Here is an 18,529-nt window from a genome sequence, read left to right as displayed (position 1 = left end):
CATTTTCGAGGCCAGTCAGCAAATCAGCGTGCCTTCGATATCAGCGGTTACATTTTTAAGCAGGTCGCCCGCATGACCTATCAAAACCTCGTCAACACCGGCGTTAATCGCGGCGAATGCATTGTCAATTTTAGGCAGGATACCTGCGAACAATTTATTTTCACTGCGTAACTGCTTGTAGATATTTTTGTCGATGCGTTTGATCACTGAATCATCTTTTTCCACATTTTCCAATACGCCTTTTTTCTCAAAGCAATAAACCAACCTGACGTGGAAGTATTTGGATAACGCCACGGATACCACTGAAGCGATGGTATCAGCATTGGTGTTCAGCAGGTGCCCGGCAGCATCATGCGTCAATGGTGCAAGCACTGGCGTAAGGTCGTTTGAAATAAATCTAAACAAAGTAAAACCACCGACATCCTCCTGCCTGATATCTCCCACCCACCCAAAATCTACGGATTCCTCTTTTCCCTGATCTGTTTTAACCTTCACTTCCGGTCTTTTGGATGCGGGGATAATATTCGCGTCCGATCCGGTAAGACCAATCGCGTTATTATGCAGCGCCTGTAGTTGCGCGACTATTTTTTTATTGACCAACCCGCCATAGACCATCGTCACCAGATCAATGGTGTCGTCATCTGTAATGCGTCTGCCTTGAATATATTTGGAAAGAATGCCAAGCTGGTCTCCTATTCTCGTCGCGATCTTCCCCCCACCATGAACCAATATTTTCCTGCTTTCTATTTTTGCAAAATCCTCCAGGAAGCGCTTTAGCGCGATATCATCATCGATCACATTTCCACCGATCTTCACTACCACCAGGTTTTCTCTGATGTCGGCGCCTCCCGACATCTCCTTTGCGGCATCCATTAACTCCATGAGCGTTTTTTCTTCGGGTGACATACCTCTTCCCATTATAATTTTTTATTATTATTTCTAATGGACTTAAAATTCTGCCTGCTCACCGACAGCTGAATCTTCTTTCAGCGCAGGCACCGGTATCACTGCAAACCCAGCAACATTTCACTCAGTACCGCTTGTGCGGCCCAGATCCTGTTACCCGCTTCCTGTATGACAATGCTGTGGGGGCTATCCAGGATCTCATCGCTTAATTCCACATTACGCCTCACCGGCAGGCAGTGCATGACCCGGGCGTTGTTAGTAGCTTCTAGTTTTTTGGTGTCCAACATCCAGCGCGGATCGTTGCAATACATCTTGCCGTAATCCCTGTAAGTGCTCCAGTTTTTCACATAAACGATATCAGCGTCTTTGAGCGCTGCATCCTGGTCGTATTCAATCTTTGCACCGGTCGTAAATTTTTCGTCCAGCTCATAATCTTCCGGATGTGTGATCACAAATTCTGCACCTCCCCAATGCACCATCCATTCGGCAAAACTGTTAGCCACGCATTGAGGTAGCGGCTTCACATGTGGTGCCCAGGAAAGCACTACTTTGGGGCGTTTAGCTAAATTATTTGTATCACTATCCCCTGAAGATCCCTTCAGCACTTCCTGAATAGTCATGATATCAGTCAGGCTCTGTAGTGGATGCAGGGTGGCCGACTCCAGGCTGAGTACGGGTATCCCGGAATATTTGATAAATTGGTTAATGAACAACTCGCTGTAATCTTCTTCACGATTGACCAGTGACGGGAAGGTGCGGATAGCCAGGATATCAAAATATTTCCCCAATATCGGCGCGGCTTCCTTCACGTGTTCGGATTTTTTCCCGCTCATAATGGCCTCCTCTTCAAACTCGAGCTGCCATCCCTCACTGCCAACGTTAAAAATGATTGGTTCCATGCCGAGGTTCTGCGCGGCGATCTGCGTACTCAAACGTGTGCGCATACTGGGATTCAGAAACAGGCAGCCAACCCGCTTGCCATTACCCAGATGCTGATCTTTAAATGGGGAGGATTTGTATTGAAACGCTTTTTCTACCAGTGCATTGATGTCTGAAACGTCTTCGACACTTGTGAAATTTTTATGTTTTAATAATGACATATTGTATTTATCCGGGGCCGGCTTTTAATGTCCCCTATTGTTCAAAGTTCGGATTTTTCAAAGTCTTTTCCGCTTCTCTGGTATTCACTAAGATGTATTTGCTTAGAGCTCTCTCAGGCATGAACTGCCAATGCCTTTGTCTCGGCCTCCAGGGCGTTCAACAAAATATCTGCGTCCGCCTGCTTCAGAGCCAGCGAAGGCAGTATCCTGATCACATTCGGTTTTGCTTCGCCTGTAAAAATTTTTCTATGTAAGAGCAGGTTTTTCCGTAATACTCCGGGATCTCCCGGCGCGTCGAAACCAATGATCAATCCCCTGCCCCTGACATGCTGCAGTCCATCGATTTCCGCCAGCCGATTCATGATATACGTACCCTGAGCAGTCGCATTGTCCATGAGTTTCTCTTCTTCCATCACTTCCAGGACAGCCATAGCGGCGGCACAGGCAAGTGGGTTGCCTCCAAATGTGGTTCCCAACGAAAAATATTTGGATTTGATATGCGGAGCAATGATGATCCCTGCAACAGGGAACCCGTTACCCATGCCTTTGGCCATTGAGTAGATATCGGCATTTACACCTGAATGATCATGGCTAAAAAACTTACCGCTTCTTCCGTAACCGCACTGTACACTATCTGCAATAAAAACGGAACCATGCTGATCACAAAGCCTCCTGATAAGTTGTAAAAAAGATCCTGATGCCACGTTGATGCCCCCTACTCCCTGGATACCCTCAATAATCACAGATGAGACTTCCGAGCCGTGCTGGTCAAAATACTGCTGAAGGGCTTCCTCATCATTGAAGGGTAGAAAAACCACATTTTCAGTCTCGTTAACAGGCGCTACATAATTCTTATTATCCGTTGCTGCAACAGCCAGTGAGGTCCTTCCATGAAATGATTTTCTGAACGCGATTATTTTCTTTCTGCCATTGTGAAACGAAGCCTGTTTAAGGGCATTTTCATTGGCCTCGGCGCCGGAGTTGCATAAAAAAAGTTGATAATCCTCTTTCCCCGATACTTTGCCCAGCTTTTCCGCCAGTTCTTTTTGTATGGGTATTTTTACTGAATTGGAATAAAACGCAATTTTCTCCAACTGTTCTTCAATTCGCTTCACCCAGTGAGGATGCGTGTGACCGATACTGATAACTGCATGACCACCATACATATCCAGGTATTCTGTTCCCTGATCATCCCAAACCCTTGACCCTTCTGCCTTAACAATGGTAACATTATTAAGGGGGTAAACATCAAAAAGATTCATATCCTATATTAATATCTGTTGAAAAGGCGCAGCCTGCTTGCGAGCTGCGGAGCCTATAAAGTTAATAAAAAATGCTGATATTGCAGTATCTGGTCAGTTGAAACGTTCGGGGTCCTTCTCAATTTCAGCCCTGGGCTCCTTCTTAATTTCCTGCCAACCGCCGTTGACCACCCTGACATTATGCATCCCCTGACGTTTAAAAAGGGATGCGGCTATGACACTCCGGGTATCTTTTTCAGAATACAGATAAAGGTTATCATGCTCCTCAAATCTGGCAAAACTGAGGGGGTCCTTCATATCGGAAAGTGGAATATTTATCGCAGTTACGAGGTGACCCTCAGCGAACTCGGCTTCGGTACGAACATCAACAACGATCAGGCGGTCATCATAAGGCAGATCCATCATGAGCTCGTCAGCATCCACGTCAAGGATCAGGTCTGTAGGCAACCCTGCTTTAGTCCAGCTTTCAAAACCTCCTGCGAGATACCCTTTAACCTGATTAAAGCCGGATACCGCAAGAGCATTGAGCACGTCAGCTTCCCTGCCATTGGCAGCAATAAAAATCAAAGGCTCGTCGGGAGCCAGAAGACTCACGGCCCAATGTACAAAATTGGAATTAAAGGGAATATTAATACTTCCCGTGACCAACCCCAGCTTAAAGGCACTTGCTTCGCGTGTGTCCACCAGCGTAAGCTCCTGATGAAGAAAGCTTGAAAATGCATCTGTCTGCAATGCTTTCATGATGCAATAGTTTTTTGAAAAAAGCATTCCTGCAGGTTCCTCATTCAATGAAGACCGTGATTTTGCAAAAGCATTTTAACTGTTTGGTAAGAGGCCGCTTGTCGGTTGAATCCACCGAAACCCCGATAAGATCAGGGGTTTGCAGGGAAAACGATTCGGTCAAATACCCTTGAACCAACAAACTGCAGCTTGCTGCAAAACCTGGCTTGAAGGCTAAATTTGGCCTACTTTAACAAGTCGGAAACAAACTGGTTCAGTTCCCTAAGCCGGGTGGGGTTGATGGCATAGTAAATAAATTTACCATCCCGCTCAGTTTTAACGAAGTCTGCCTTTCGTAAAACAGAAAGGTGCTGGGAAGCAACTGACTGCTCAATACGGAGCTTCACATAAATTTCAGTCACGGTAATCTTACCATGATTGTCAATCAGCTTAAGGATCTGTTGCCTCAGTTTGTGATTGAAAGCTCTTAAGATCAGAGCTGCTTTTTTAACGCCCAGTGTGTCAACGGTAAGTTGTCCACCCGGAGTATTTTTTGCTTTGAAATGAATTTGATAATTAGCCATATTACGGATTATATGATTAACAAGTCGCAAATATAGTCCCAATCAATTGTATTTCATCTATCGTATGGTTTAAAATAAATATTTTTTTTTTGACTTCATGTAGATATATGAACAGATTTCAGATAATAGGGCTCTGCATAGGCCAAATTATTGAATTTCCAGTTAATATATTCAGTCTCAGCCAGGCCGGCCATATGGGTGGCATTTACCTCCGTCTCCGTGAAACGGGCATTCGGATGTACAACCAGTTGTTTAAACTTAGCCGCTCCGTTGCCGGTGAACAATACCTGGTGGGCTGACAACAACCTGCTGAAGCTGTCTGCCGACAATACCACCGCAGCAGGCTCTTCGATTATTGCCAGATTTTTGTCAAACACAGCCGTAAACACCTCCATGCGGCGAGCGTCTATCATCGGGCAAATCAGGTCCGAAGCCTGATCGGTCGAAGCATGGGCCATGACCGTGAGTGTGTTCAACGTAATCAATGGCTTCTGCAAGACAAAGCAAAGACCTTTAGCGGTAGCCAGGCCTATCCGGAGCCCCGTATAGGATCCCGGACCGTTGCTGACTGCGATCGCATCCAGCATTTGCATGTCAATACCGGCACTGCCCAGCAGATCCCGGATAGCTTTGTGCAACCAGGCTGCCTGCGCATTCCTTTCCGCCAACTCTGCATAAGCGATCGAAGTCCCGCTTTTCGCCAGACAAATCGAAGCCTTTTCGATGGCCGTATCAATATTTAAAATCATTCCCATATTTAATATAAGCTACTTTTTGGGGGTGATCCCGGCTGCAAAGAAAACACATTCAGAATTATTCGATTCCAAATTATACTTTTGTGCCATGGAAAGGAAATATATCAGAACTGAAAATGCCCCGGCCCCTATCGGCCCCTACAACCAGGCTGTTTTTGCAGGTCACACACTTTATATATCGGGGCAAATTGCCATCGACCCGGAAACCGGTGAACTCAACAACGCCACATTGCAGGACGAAACGCATCAATGCATGAAAAACCTGAACGCAATCCTCCAGGCAGCGGGTCTCGACTTTTCAAATGTGGTTAAATCGACCATATACATCCGGGATATGATGCGCTTCGCTGAAATCAATGAAGTCTATGGCCAGTACTTTACGGACAATCCACCTGCCCGGGAGACCGTTCAGGTAGGGGCACTTCCTAAATTTGTGCATGTGGAAATCAGTGTAATTGCTGTCAGATAGGGAATAATCACCCGATTATATATTACTCACTTTTATAAAACACAGCGGCTTTTACGATAAACTTTTTTTCACTGTGTAAACTATTTGTATTTTTGAAGTCGAATTTTTTTGAATATGGCGCGAAAACAAGAGATACTACAGGATGTAGTTATCAAATTTGCAGGAGACAGTGGTGATGGAATGCAACTTACAGGAACACAGTTTACCAATAATACTGCACTGCTGGGGGCTGACTTATCGACCTTTCCCGATTTTCCGGCTGAGATCAGAGCACCTCAAGGTACATTGCCCGGCGTGAGCGGATTCCAGTTACGTTTTTCCTCCCATAATATTTTTACACCCGGTGATGAATGCGACGTGTTGGTTGCCATGAACGCTGCAGCTCTGAAGGCCAATTTAGGCGGATTGAAGAAGGGTGGCAAGATCATTGCGAATACCGATGGTTTTGACTCCAAAAACCTGAGACTGGCCGATTATCCTGAAGGATACAATCCGCTGGAGACAGATGATCTGGATAATTATGAGGTGATCAGGATCGATGTGGCCAAACTTACACGGGAAGCACTCCGGGACGTAGGCATTGGCACCAAGGAAAAGGACCGGGCCAAAAATATGTTTGTGCTGGGATTTCTGTATTGGATGTATAACCGCGAAATGGAGAATACCATCGCGTTTCTGAAGGAGAAGTTCGGGAAGGTCCCTGAAATTCTTAAGGGCAACATCAACGCGCTTCAGGCAGGTTTCAATTATGCAGATACCACGGAAGCCTTCACCACCACTTATATTGTGGAGAGGGCGAAAATGCCCCAGGGTACCTACCGTTCAATCATGGGTAATCAGTCGATATCCCTTGGCCTGGTAGCAGCATCGGTTAAAAGCAACCTTCCGCTGTTTTTGGGAAGCTACCCGATCACGCCCGCTTCAGATATCCTGCACGAATTAAGTAAACATAAGAATTTCGGCGTACGTACTTTTCAGGCAGAAGATGAAATAGCCGCTATCAGCGCTGCGATCGGAGCTTCCTACGGTGGCGCCCTGGGCGTAACCACCACTTCCGGGCCCGGAATGGCTCTGAAAACCGAAGCCATGGGACTGGCTGTGATGCTGGAAATTCCGCTGGTTATTGTGAACGTACAAAGAGGCGGACCTTCAACGGGGTTGCCTACAAAAACTGAGCAGTCCGACCTTTTGCAGGCCTATTACGGCAGGAATGGCGAATGCCCAATGCCGGTCATCGCCTCCAGTTCACCCGGGGATTGTTTTGAAGTTGCTTACGAGGCTGTAAGAATTGCCGTTCAACATATGACACCCGTCATCCTGCTTAGCGACGGTTATATTGCCAATGGTGCTGAACCCTGGAAATTCCCTACCGAAGAATCCCTGCCTCCTATTCATGTAACGTTTAAAACGGCCCTGAATGAAGGAGAAGAAAAATTTATGCCTTACCTGCGGGATGAGAACCTGGTGCGCCCCTGGGCAATTCCAGGTACAGCCGAGCTGGAACACAGGATCGGAGGTATTGAGAAACAAAATATAACGGGAAATATCAGCTATGAGGCGCAAAACCACCAGTTAATGGTAAAAACCCGTGAAGAGAAAGTGAACAGGGTGGCAGATTTTATACCCGACCAGACCCTGGATAGTGGAGAGAGCAAGGGTAAAGTGCTGGTGCTTGGCTGGGGGTCGACTTACGGATCTATCAAATCAGCCGTGATGGAATTACAGGCTGACGGAAAATCCGTCAGCCATGCGCATCTGAGATACCTGCGTCCGTTCCCAAAAAACCTGGGTGAGATACTCCGGAACTTTGAGACTGTTCTGATCCCCGAAATCAACAACGGCCAGCTCATTAAAATTATCCGCGATCAGTTCCTGGTAGACGCCAAAGGTTATAATAAGATCAAGGGTGTTCCTCTCACCAAGTCTGAGCTTATCGAGGTCATCAACAAATACCTGTAATACAGGGAGATTCCCGGCCCTGGTAAAAAAGTTCACTGGCGAGTGATCTTATTCCCAAACCGGACTTACCCGCGTTGGTTAGTTATTTACAAATCTCCGGTAGATATTTTCATATTCGGGGATGATAGCATCAATATTGAACTGCTGGGCGTGGCTGAATGCCCGCTCGCGAAAAGCCTCCAGTGTTGCATCATCCTTCAGTATATCCAGCGCACGCTCACTCATCGTATTCACATCGCCAACATCAGCCACGTAACCGGTAACGCCATCGATATTCAATTCGGCGAGCCCACCGGCGTTAGAAGAGACTACGGGTACTTTGGAAGCCATGGCTTCCAGCGCGGCAAGTCCGAAACTCTCATATTCTGAAGTCAGCAGGAAAAGATCCGCGATGGCAAAAATCTCCTCCATCTGATCCTGCCTGCCTACAAAGGTTATGTAGTCCGAAATATCCAGACTCCTTCCCAGTTCCTCTATGGCCTGCCTCTCGGGCCCATCCCCAACCAATAGTAACCTGGATGGAATTTCCCTCTGCACCTTTTCAAAAATATACACAACGTCCTGAACCCTTTTCAACAGCCGGAAATTGGAAGCATGAAGCAGAATACGTTCCCCGTTAGGCGCCAGCACTTTCTTGAAAGCATCCAGCGGCTTGCGGTTGAACCGTGCCACATCTACAAAATTGTAAATCACCTCAATGTCTTTATGGATGTCGAAATGTTTGTAGGTCTCCTCCCTCAGATTCTGAGAAACCGCAGTAATGGCATCACTTTCATTGATTGAAAAAGTTACGACCGGGGCATACATTTTTTCTTTGCCCACAAGCGTGATATCCGTCCCGTGCAGGGTGGTCACCACCGGGATGGTGATCCCCTCGGTTTCCAGGATTCGCTTGGCCATATAGGCTGCCGAAGCATGCGGAATGGCATAATGCACATGCAAAAGATCCAGATGCTGATTCTTGATCACATCCACCATTGTGCTGGCGAGCGCTGTTTCGTAAGGCGGAAAATCAAACAGCGGATAGGTGGGCACATGCACTTCATGATAATAAATATTGGGATCGTAGGTGCTGAGTCTTACCGGTTGCTGGTAGGTAATAAAATGCACCTTATGTCCTTTTTGAGCGAGGGCCTTGCCGAGTTCTGTGGCCAGTACTCCACTTCCGCCGTAAGTGGGGTAGCATACAATTCCGATACGCATCTCCAAAGGTAATGTTTTAAGCGTTTTTGAATAATGATTGAAAATTAAGAATTTGTAACAGATAGAAAAACGATTTGTTCACAAGCGATCTCGGTTTTTATGAACAGCCCCTTTTGCTGACTGCGGAAATACCTGTAACTTCAAATAATGCAAATGCAACCACTAACCATCAGTAAGATTGAACTGTTCGCCTTATCCATTCCGCTGATTGAACCTTTCGTTATTTCCCTGGGCACCCTATCCCATGCGGAAAATGTGGTGGTGCAGATCGGGACCAGGGAAGGGATTTCGGGCTGGGGTGAATGCAGCCCCTTCAAAAGTATCAATGGAGAAAGCGCCGGCACCTGTCTGGCTGCCGGTAAAGACCTCGCAGAAATTCTGCTCCATCAGGATCCGCTGGATATTCCTTCCCGTATTGCAGATATGGATCGCCTGTACTATGGCAACAATAGCATCAAGAGCGCATTTGATATGGCACTGTACGATATAGCCGCTCAATACGCAGGTCTGCCGCTCTATAAGTTCCTGGGCGGGGAGAAAAACAAAACCATCGAAACAGATTACACCGTTAGCCTTGGCGATCCCGCTAAAATGGCTGCAGATGCCCTTCAGATCAAATTAAAAGGTTTTCCGGCTGTGAAAGTTAAGGTAGGAGAAGGCGGATCAAAAGATGTGGAGCGGATCCGCGCCATTCGCGAAGTGTTAGGTTACGAAATACCTATCCGGATTGATGCAAACCAGGGCTGGTCGCCCCAGGAAGCCATTGCGACGCTCAAAGCCCTTGAGCCCTACCAGATCCAGCATTGCGAAGAACCGGTGCCGCGCCAGGATTTTATGGAATTAGCGGGCGTCCGGAATCAGAGTCCCATACCTATCATGTGCGATGAAAGTTGCGGCGATCCCTACGAACTTAAAAGGCTGATCGGACTGAAAGCCTGCGACCGGATCAATATCAAACTTGGCAAAAGCGGGGGCATCTTCAAAGCCCTGCAAATGATCAGCATGGCGGAAGAGGCCGGAATGAAAATACAAATCGGTGCCTTCCTGGAGTCAAGGCTGGCGATGACAGCTTTTGCACATCTGGCCCTGTGCAGCCCGGATATTATTTATTTCGATTTTGATACAGCGCTGATGTTCAGTGAAGATCCCATCATCGAAGGAATTCAATATAGGGAAAACGGGAAAATTGAAGTGCCGGAAATACCGGGAATTGGTGCAAGCCTCAAGCCCGCTTACAAAACGCCGGTGGTTAGCATTGCTTAATTAGTCTATCGCGTTTATCGTCTCAGGTCTCACTTGAACAGCGATCGCAACCGGTAACACAGTCACCCAAACCTACTGTCCCAGAGCATCCTGGCTTATCTGCCCATAGCATACAGGATTCCACCGGTGATATGCCGGACAAACAAAGGTTCCGTATAAGACGCCTCGGTATGTCCCAGCGCTGTATAAAACACCCGCCCACCCTGGAAATCGTGATACCAGCTCATGGGGTGATTTGCGCCGTTTGCTCCACCCTTATACGTCGATTCATCAATTTTCAGCAACACTGAAACCTCTGGATTCAGGTTCTTGAAATTATACCATTCGTCCCACCTGGTCCATACATCCGGTAAAAACGATGTCGCCGGATGCTTTTTATTCACGACTAAAAGACTTGCAGTCTGTTGTTTCGGGTGACTGAGAAACTGCGCCCCAACCATCTTTTCATAGAACGGCCAGTCATACTCGGTATCGGTAGCAGCATGAATGCCCACAAAACCTCCGCCATTCTTTATATAGTGTTCAAAAGCAGCCTTGCCCGAACTTCCCAGGATGGTACCCGTCGTATTCAAAAACACGATGGCTTTAAACGTCTTCAGATTATCTGTCGTAAAGATGGCGGAGTCTTCGGTAGCCACCACCGAGAAACCTTCTTTTTCGCCAATTTTTTTGATGGCCTGAATGCCGTCGGGAATACTGCTGTGCCGGAATCCATTGGTCTTGCTAAATACCAGCAATTTGTCTGCATGATTTTGTTGTGGCATCGACTGCGCATGATTTTGCGGTGGCACAGCATGATTATAACAGGATGCAAGCGCCATACTGATCAGTATGACCGAAACGTATCTCATACCTGAAAGAATTTATATCAAACTTATATAAATTCCTGCAAACCAGAGGAAGTTTTTGGAAAGTTCGCTGGAACTGCACGGAGCTCAGAATCTTGGATTAGATTTGTGAAAGTGGATTATATTAAGGAATACCGGAGGTTTATTACCAGTTACAATTTCACAGACGCCATACGGATAACGCTGGGCCTAGTGTTACCTGCCATCATCATGCGCCATTTTGGGTACCTCGATCTTGGATTGGCAGGTTCTGTGGGCGTTCTGATCGTAAGCGGAGCCGATGTGCCTGGTCCGGTTCAGCGGCGCATGGCCGGCATGTCCGCCGCACTGGCACTCAATTTCATCATTGCAGTCCTCGTTGGGTTTGCCAACCAGCAACCCTTTCTCCTGGGACTGGTGATAGCGCTGCTTTGTTTTGGGCTGACACTGATCGCAATTTTTGGCACCTGGATCAGCGCGATCGGTTTTGCCGGAATGATGGTGATGGTGCTCAGCATGGATCTGCATCTTTCCAGGATAGAAATTATTTTCAATGGTCTGGCCATGGTAGGCGGCGGGTTGTTTTATATGTTGCTGAGTATCCTGCTGTTTCGCATGCGTCCGTATATCATCACCCAAAAAGCACTGGGCGATTGCATATTCTCCATCGGGGATTACCTGAAAGTGCGGTCAAATTTTTACGATGAAAACCTGGACTATGAAAAAACCTACAAGCAACTGATGCAGCTCCAGGAGGATATTCATGCGAAGCAGGACAACCTGCGGGAAATGCTTTTCAGGAGCCGGAGCGTGACCAGGCAATCTACTTATACCGGCAGGAAACTATTGGTGATCTTTATTGAATCGATCGACTTTTTTGAAAACGCTACTGCAACGATCTATAATTATTCTTCCATGCACCGCCATTTCAGCGGCCCTGAGATCCTGCCCAGGTTCCAGTTGATGATCCTGAAAATGGTGGAGGAACTGCACGAAATTGGCCTGGCCGTGCAGACGGGTCGCCGTTCAAGGATTTCCAAAACCCTGAACGATGACATGCAGGAACTAAAAGTCTATTTCGAAGAATTTATCGATCAGCACCGCGATCCTTCCAACATCACTCCACTAATCAATTTGCGCAAAGTGATGCAGGCCCTGGAAGATATGACCGTCCGAATCTATGCCATGCATCATTACACTGCCCCCGAAAAAAGGCAGCTGAAGAAGTATGAGCTGTCTGACAATTACGATTCGTTTATTTCGCCGTCAAATATCGATATCAAACTTTTACGGGAAAACCTTTCACTCAAGTCAAATAATTTCCGGCATGCGTTGCGGGTAAGCCTGGCCTCACTTACCGGCTATATCGTTGCTCACCTCCTGCATCTTCAAAACAGCTATTGGGTATTACTGACTATCCTCGTTATCCTGAAACCCAGCTATAGCCTGACCAAACAAAGAAACTATCACCGTTTGCTGGGCACCCTCACCGGCGCGGTACTGGGCATTGGCGTGTTACTGGTGATCCCGGGCGATACCGGGCGTTTCTTTATCATGGTGCTGCTTATCCTGGCCACCTACAGCTTTATCCGGACCAAATATTTTACGAGTGTTATCTTCATGACCGCTTATGTCCTGATCTTTTTTTACCTGATTCGGAAAGGCAGTTTTGCAGAAGTGCTCGAAGCCAGGGTCATCGATACCATTATCGGCTCGATCATTGCGTTTCTGGCTACCTACATCCTGGTCCCCTCCTGGGAAAAATACCAGATCAAAAACTTTATCGGTGAAGCATTGGATAACGCAGCGCACTACCTGAATACCGTGGCTGCCTCTTTTGTATCGGGAGAAATCAACGACCTCAACTATCGTCTTGCCCGTAAAGACGCGTTTGTAGCCCAATCCAACCTTTCGGGCGCCTTCGGCCGGATGATGAATGAGCCCAAAAGCAAGCAGGGAAATATCAGGAAACTGTACGAGTTTTCGGTTTTGATTTATACGCTGAATTCACATACGGTTACGCTGGCAGACTTCGCACGAAAGTTTGCGGGGAAATACCAGACTGATGATTTTGACAACGTCGCTGCCGATATTATCGACGAGCTTGTTCAGGCTAAGAATTTTTTCACCAATGAAGAGATCGTCGCTCGCTCCAGAACAGATATCACCGATGAACTAAGAATGGAAATGAAAGAGCTGGTGGAGAAAAGACGATTGGAACTGAGGCAAGGCCTGATGGACACACCTACCCGCACGACCCTGATCGAATATAAACCCATTGTCGACCAGTTCCTCCTTATCAGCCGGATTGCCGGAGACCTGTACAAACTATCATCAGATTTTGAAGAAAGAAAAGCTGAAATGAAGGAAAAAGTGCAGTAATCGCTATCAATGAAGATAACGAGATTTTGGGGTATAAAAAAATTTGTTTTCGATAGCCATTAGTACTCTTCCAGGTAAGCCCGGGCATGCGAATTACCAGGTTTTATAAACCGCAAACCCTGAAATAAAAGGTATTCCCAAAGTGTATCTATCTGAAAAATTCCCCCACCCTAACTTTGCTGCTTTATCTTAGTTGCATGATCGAACGACAGAATATCATAAAAGAACAGGAAAGGGCTGTCATCATTGGCCTGACCGGCAAGGATCAGAGCGACCTGCAGGTAAATGAGTACCTGGATGAACTCGCATTCCTGGCAGAGACCGCTGGTGCAGTAACGGTGAAACGGTTTATCCAGAAATTGCACCGTCCTGATCCGAGGACATTTATCGGTAAAGGTAAACTGGAAGAGATCCGGCAATATATTGAAGGGAAAAATATTGATATCGCCATTTTCGACGATGAACTTTCGGGCGCCCAGATCAATAATATTGAGAAAATCCTGAATATAAAAACCATCGACCGCTCAGACCTGATCCTGGACATTTTCGCCAGGCGGGCCAAAACTGCGCAGGCCCGGGCTCAGGTGGAGCTGGCACAATATCAATACCTGTTACCCAGACTTCGGGGCATGTGGAAACACCTTGAACGGCTGGGAGGTGGAATCGGTACCCGGGGACCGGGGGAAACAGAAATTGAAACGGACCGCCGGATTGTCAGGGACAAGATTTCCCTGCTGCGCAAAAGATTACAGGAAATCGACAAGCAGGCTTATACCCAACGAAAAGACCGGGGAGAATTTATCAGGGTATCGTTGGTTGGTTACACCAATGTGGGAAAGAGTACGCTGATGAACCTGCTGAGTAAGCGGGAGGTTTTTGCGGAGAATAAGCTGTTCGCTACCCTGGACACGACCACCAGTAAAATCGTTTATGAAAATACTCCTTTCCTGCTGAGTGACACGGTGGGCTTTATCCGGAAATTACCGCACCACCTGGTAGAAAGCTTTAAAAGTACGCTTGATGAAGTCAGGGAAGCAGATATCCTGTTACACGTCGTGGACATCTCCCATCCAAATTATGAGGATCAGTTGGGGGTAGTGAACAAGACCCTGCAGGAACTGGATGCACATGACAAACCTACGATCACCATATTCAATAAAATGGACCTGTATGAGCAGACGACCTTTGATGAATGGCTCAGCCCTGAAACTAAAAAAGAAATTTTACAGGACTTGTACGACCGTTGGAATCATGAAACGGGTGGAAATGCTGTGTTTGTTTCGGCAACCGAAAAAAGAAATGTAGATGGTCTTAGGCAGGCACTGCTTGGAAAAGTGAAGATTCTGTACAAGATTCGCTACCCATACAAAACGCAGTTTTATTAAAAAGCCTTTCTCTGCCGGGTTTTCCCGAGGTAGCGCAAGGTTCAAACCTGCATTCGGGATAAACAATCCCAGGGATGAAGCCAACCCTGGGATCAGCAAATGGGATTATCTTTGCGGCCATGAAGATATTAATGGTTTGCCTGGGGAATATTTGCAGGAGCCCGATGGCGGAAGGCATTCTCCGCGATAAGGCAGAAAAAGCGGGTTTGGACTGGCAGGTGGACAGCGCGGGGACCAACGGTTATCACACGGGAGAACCGCCTCACAGGCTTGCACAGAAAGTAATGCGGGAGCACGGCATCGACATCAGCCACCAGCAGGCACGCGATTTTAAAGCCGGGGATTTTAAAAAATATGACAAGATATACGTCATGGCTGGTGATGTGATGGATGACGTAAAATGGCAGGCGGGAGAACTGTTCGATAAGGACAAAGTGGACTTGCTGATGAACGAGGTTTATCCCGGAAAAAATATGGACATTCCCGATCCGTGGTACGGCCCCGAAGCAGGATATCACAAAGTGTACGAGATGATCGACAAGGCTGCAGATGCAATTATAAAGAAATACGGCAACCATTAGACAACAGTTGATTCACCCGCTGCAAACTGAAGGGTGGAACCAAAGAATTTATGAAACCAACGATACCACAGGGAACCAGGGACTTTGATGCGGCCACGGTGTACCGCCGCAATTATATTTTCACGACTATTCGAAAGGTATTTGAATTATATGGTTATCAGCCGCTGGAAACACCGGCTATGGAGAACCTGGAGACCCTGATGGGCAAATACGGAGAAGAAGGAGACAAACTCATTTTTAAGATCCTGAACAACGGGCTGGATCATCCGGCGCGGGCCGAGAAAGTGAAGAAGGGCTTTCAAAAAATTGTGGAGGGTAAGTCCAGCATAGATATAACCGAAAGAGCATTACGTTATGACCTGACCATTCCATTTGCAAGATATGTGGCAATGAACCACCACAAACTGCCGATGCCTTTCAAACGATTTCAAATGCAGCCGGTCTGGCGGGCAGATAGGCCTCAAAAAGGCCGCTACCGTGAGTTTTATCAGTGTGATGCCGATGTTGTGGGCAGCCGCTCCCTGTTTAATGAACTGGAACTGGTACACATTTATGCTGAAGCCTTCAGAAGATTTAATCTGCCTGTAGAAATCAGGCTGAATAACAGAAAAATTCTATCGGCCCTCGCTAAGCTTTGCGGCGGATCAGAAAAAATGACAGATATAACGATTGCCATCGATAAACTGGATAAGATCGGGATGGAAGATGTAATCGGGGAGCTGCAGTCCAGGGGACTGACTGCCGAACAGACCGGCACCATCAGGTCTTTTTTGGACATTGCAGGGAGCAATGAAGAAAAAATAGATCAGTTGAGGAAATTGCTTTCAGGCATTCCTGAGGGAGAGGAAGGCATTTGGGAGCTTAGTTTCCTGAATGATCATCTAAGTAGGGCGAAAGAGATCCGTTCACAGATTAAGATAGACCTGACGCTGGCCCGGGGTTTGAATTATTATACCGGAACCATTATCGAGGTAAAATCAACTAATGTTCAGATTGGAAGCATTGGTGGCGGCGGGCGCTATGACGACCTGACCGGACTTTTTGGCGTGCCCGGCCTGCCGGGCGTAGGCATTTCCTTCGGGGTTGACAGAATCTACGATGTCTTGAGTGAATCAGGACTGTTTCCCGAAGAATCCGCAACAGGTACAAGAGTGCTTTTTTTCAATCTGGGTAAAGAGGAAGCTGAAAAAGCTTTCGAGCTTATGCAAAGTCTTCGTGGAGCGGGGATTTCCTGTGAATTGTACCCGGAACCTGTGAAATTCGACAAACAATTCAAATACGCCGAGAAAAAGCTGATCCCTTATGCCGTATTTGCGGGCGCCAGGGAGCTGGAAACGGGGCAACTGACTATTAAAAATCTCCGATCGGGTGAACAATTCACGGTTGCTTCGGGTGAACTTAATCAGTTTCCGTTTTAATTTTATATTAGCCAATTCTTACTGTAAAATTAGCTCCTTCCGGCGCCCTTGATATTACCCGATTCTTAAAAAATTTGGCACGATATTTCTATATACTTAACTGAGAAAGTTTTTTTTTAACCTAAAAACTCTGAGTCATGAATACCAAATTAGGCGTGTCTTTATTGCTGGGAGGAATTTACTTTGGATTTGCTTTGATATTCTATCTCATCCTGGCGCATGCAGCGTAAAAACACAAGAATGTCAGTTCGCATTAGTTGCTAATTTCCGGCGATGATTCCGGTCTCTCTGATGGGCCGGAGTCAGTATGTAACCTATGGTCAATCACAAGTGCTTACCCATGAAGACCCGCAGTTTTACCGGGTCCTTTTTTAGTTTTTACGTCACTGTTTGTACAAGCCTGTAGATTATAGGCCTTATAGTTATAGGTGGAGAATTTCCGGGCGGTAGTTCTATTGCCGGGGTGAATATTGAAATTTCCGAATCGTCGAAAATTTTAATTCACCAGTTTCCATCCGGTCAGAAAATTCCCCGGTTGGGAGGATCGATTTTTTGTATCTTTACGATTAAACTTATCATATGGAATCTGGAGTTGTACGTTGGGGAATCATCGGATGCGGGGATGTGACAGAAGTCAAGAGTGGCCCGGCTTTCAATAAAGTCAGTCAATCTCAGTTGGTCGCGGTCATGCGTCGCAATGCTGCCAAAGCTGAGGACTATGCACAACGGCACAACGTTCCGAAATGGTATAGCGATGCCGATAAGCTGATCAATGACCCCGAAGTCAATGCCGTATATATTGCCACCCCTCCCTCGTCGCACCTGAAGTACACCCTTGCTTGTATGGAAGCGGGAAAACCCGTTTACGTGGAAAAACCAATGGCACTTAATTATGAGGAAGCCCGCGCCATGGTTGAGGCTTCAAGAGCAAAGAATGTTAAGCTGGTGGTAGCACATTACCGCCGCGAGCAACCCCAGTTCCGTAAAGTAAAAGAACTCATAGACTCCGGAATCATTGGAGATATCAGGTTGGTAAACCTGAACTATTACCATCCACCGTTGAAACGTGAGGAACTGGCGGTTGAGAAAAATGCCTGGCGCGTGGACCCGGCCATTTCGGGCGGCGGGTTATTTCATGATATTGCCCCGCACCCCATCGACCTGGCGTTGTATTTTTTTGGTCCGGTGGAAAGGGCTAATGGTGTAGCCACCAATCAGGGAGGGCTGTACGAGGCCGATGATATTGTATCGGGATCCATGGTGCATGCCCTGGGTCCGGTATTTAATGGGATCTGGTGTTTTAATGTTTCCCAGGATATGGCCACCGACAGTTTCGAGATCATTGGGTCAAAAGGAAAAATACATTTCGGTGTATTCAGGGGAAACACGGTAACCGTGAGCATCCATCATAAAAAAGAAACCTATTCATTTGATAAATTGCGTCACGTGCAGGAACCTATGATCGAAGCCACGGTTCGATATTTCCTGGGCAAGGGGCCCAATCCGTGTACGGGTGAGGAAGGTGCCGAAAGCATGCGAATGATAGATGCTTTTGTTGCGCGATGACGTCAGAGTGCCTGACTTCCTGTTGATCCTCCCCCTGACTGCCGGCAAGCAGGCCTACCCCTCCAGAGGGGGACTGATGTTTAAGAAAATGTCTTCTGTCGTAGCAAGGCGGACTGGTTAGGGAGTGTCCGGATCTCATCGGGATGAGC

The 18,529-nt window shown here is 47.0% G+C and carries 16 protein-coding genes; 8 read left to right on the top strand and 8 right to left on the bottom strand.

Annotated elements, in window-relative coordinates:
- Positions 1-15: 15 nt before the first annotated feature.
- From argB to tsaB, 6 genes are all read right to left on the bottom strand, one after another.
- Positions 16-918, bottom strand: coding sequence for an acetylglutamate kinase (argB, locus tag AC3WS5_RS04330; protein WP_492466016.1), 903 nt, complete (start codon positions 916-918; stop codon positions 16-18).
- An 86-nt stretch (positions 919-1,004) separates the two neighbouring features.
- On the bottom strand, positions 1,005-2,006 hold the full coding sequence (locus AC3WS5_RS04325) for a Rossmann-fold NAD(P)-binding domain-containing protein (RefSeq protein WP_492466015.1): 1,002 nt from the start codon (positions 2,004-2,006) through the stop codon (positions 1,005-1,007).
- Positions 2,007-2,119: 113 nt separating this feature from the next.
- Complete coding sequence (locus tag AC3WS5_RS04320; protein ID WP_492466014.1) at positions 2,120-3,268, bottom strand: aspartate aminotransferase family protein; 1,149 nt, start codon at positions 3,266-3,268, stop codon at positions 2,120-2,122.
- 93 nt (positions 3,269-3,361) lie between these two features.
- Positions 3,362-4,009 carry a rhodanese-like domain-containing protein gene (locus AC3WS5_RS04315; protein WP_492466013.1) on the bottom strand — a complete coding sequence of 216 codons (648 nt, stop codon included), beginning with the start codon at positions 4,007-4,009 and terminating at the stop codon, positions 3,362-3,364.
- Positions 4,010-4,233: 224 nt separating this feature from the next.
- Positions 4,234-4,572 (bottom strand): ArsR/SmtB family transcription factor, encoded by a 339-nt coding sequence (locus AC3WS5_RS04310; RefSeq protein ID WP_492466012.1) that lies wholly within the window; start codon positions 4,570-4,572, stop codon positions 4,234-4,236.
- A gap of 95 nt (positions 4,573-4,667) precedes the next feature.
- Positions 4,668-5,327 carry a tRNA (adenosine(37)-N6)-threonylcarbamoyltransferase complex dimerization subunit type 1 TsaB gene (gene tsaB / locus AC3WS5_RS04305; RefSeq protein ID WP_492466011.1) on the bottom strand — a complete coding sequence of 220 codons (660 nt, stop codon included), beginning with the start codon at positions 5,325-5,327 and terminating at the stop codon, positions 4,668-4,670.
- A gap of 88 nt (positions 5,328-5,415) precedes the next feature.
- Between tsaB and AC3WS5_RS04300 the strand changes: the two genes are divergently transcribed.
- A complete protein-coding gene (locus AC3WS5_RS04300; RefSeq protein WP_492466009.1) occupies positions 5,416-5,796 on the top strand; it encodes a RidA family protein in 381 nt (126 codons plus the stop codon).
- A 114-nt stretch (positions 5,797-5,910) separates the two neighbouring features.
- Complete coding sequence (locus AC3WS5_RS04295) at positions 5,911-7,755, top strand: 2-oxoacid:acceptor oxidoreductase subunit alpha (RefSeq protein WP_492466008.1); 1,845 nt, start codon at positions 5,911-5,913, stop codon at positions 7,753-7,755.
- 78 nt (positions 7,756-7,833) lie between these two features.
- On the opposite strand, the gene bshA is transcribed toward AC3WS5_RS04295, so the two are convergent.
- Entirely contained in the window at positions 7,834-8,958 is a 1,125-nt protein-coding gene (bshA, locus tag AC3WS5_RS04290; RefSeq protein WP_492466007.1) for an N-acetyl-alpha-D-glucosaminyl L-malate synthase BshA, read from the bottom strand.
- A 153-nt stretch (positions 8,959-9,111) separates the two neighbouring features.
- On the opposite strand from bshA, the gene AC3WS5_RS04285 reads away from it, so the two are divergent.
- Positions 9,112-10,221, top strand: a complete 1,110-nt coding sequence (locus AC3WS5_RS04285) for a mandelate racemase/muconate lactonizing enzyme family protein (RefSeq protein ID WP_492466006.1) — start codon at positions 9,112-9,114, stop codon at positions 10,219-10,221.
- Positions 10,222-10,316: 95 nt separating this feature from the next.
- On the opposite strand, the gene AC3WS5_RS04280 is transcribed toward AC3WS5_RS04285, so the two are convergent.
- Positions 10,317-11,072 carry a ThuA domain-containing protein gene (locus AC3WS5_RS04280; RefSeq protein WP_492466005.1) on the bottom strand — a complete coding sequence of 252 codons (756 nt, stop codon included), beginning with the start codon at positions 11,070-11,072 and terminating at the stop codon, positions 10,317-10,319.
- Positions 11,073-11,183: 111 nt separating this feature from the next.
- Between AC3WS5_RS04280 and AC3WS5_RS04275 the strand changes: the two genes are divergently transcribed.
- From AC3WS5_RS04275 to AC3WS5_RS04255, 5 genes are all read left to right on the top strand, one after another.
- Positions 11,184-13,430, top strand: coding sequence for an FUSC family membrane protein (locus tag AC3WS5_RS04275; RefSeq protein ID WP_492466003.1), 2,247 nt, complete (start codon positions 11,184-11,186; stop codon positions 13,428-13,430).
- Between the two features lie 197 nt (positions 13,431-13,627).
- Positions 13,628-14,815: a GTPase HflX gene (gene hflX / locus AC3WS5_RS04270; protein WP_492466002.1), complete on the top strand. Its 1,188-nt coding sequence runs from the start codon at positions 13,628-13,630 to the stop codon at positions 14,813-14,815.
- Positions 14,816-14,889: 74 nt separating this feature from the next.
- Positions 14,890-15,396 carry a low molecular weight protein-tyrosine-phosphatase gene (locus AC3WS5_RS04265; protein ID WP_492466000.1) on the top strand — a complete coding sequence of 169 codons (507 nt, stop codon included), beginning with the start codon at positions 14,890-14,892 and terminating at the stop codon, positions 15,394-15,396.
- Positions 15,397-15,446: 50 nt separating this feature from the next.
- Entirely contained in the window at positions 15,447-16,814 is a 1,368-nt protein-coding gene (gene hisS / locus AC3WS5_RS04260) for a histidine--tRNA ligase (protein WP_492465999.1), read from the top strand.
- 579 nt (positions 16,815-17,393) lie between these two features.
- Positions 17,394-18,380 (top strand): Gfo/Idh/MocA family protein, encoded by a 987-nt coding sequence (locus AC3WS5_RS04255; RefSeq protein ID WP_492465998.1) that lies wholly within the window; start codon positions 17,394-17,396, stop codon positions 18,378-18,380.
- The last annotated feature ends 149 nt before the right edge of the window (positions 18,381-18,529 follow it).

It is taken from the genome of Niabella sp. CPT15-335-S11 (assembly GCF_058792415.1).
The sequence above is the reverse complement of the archived record's forward strand: the minus strand, read 5'-3'. Positions and strand labels throughout refer to the sequence as shown.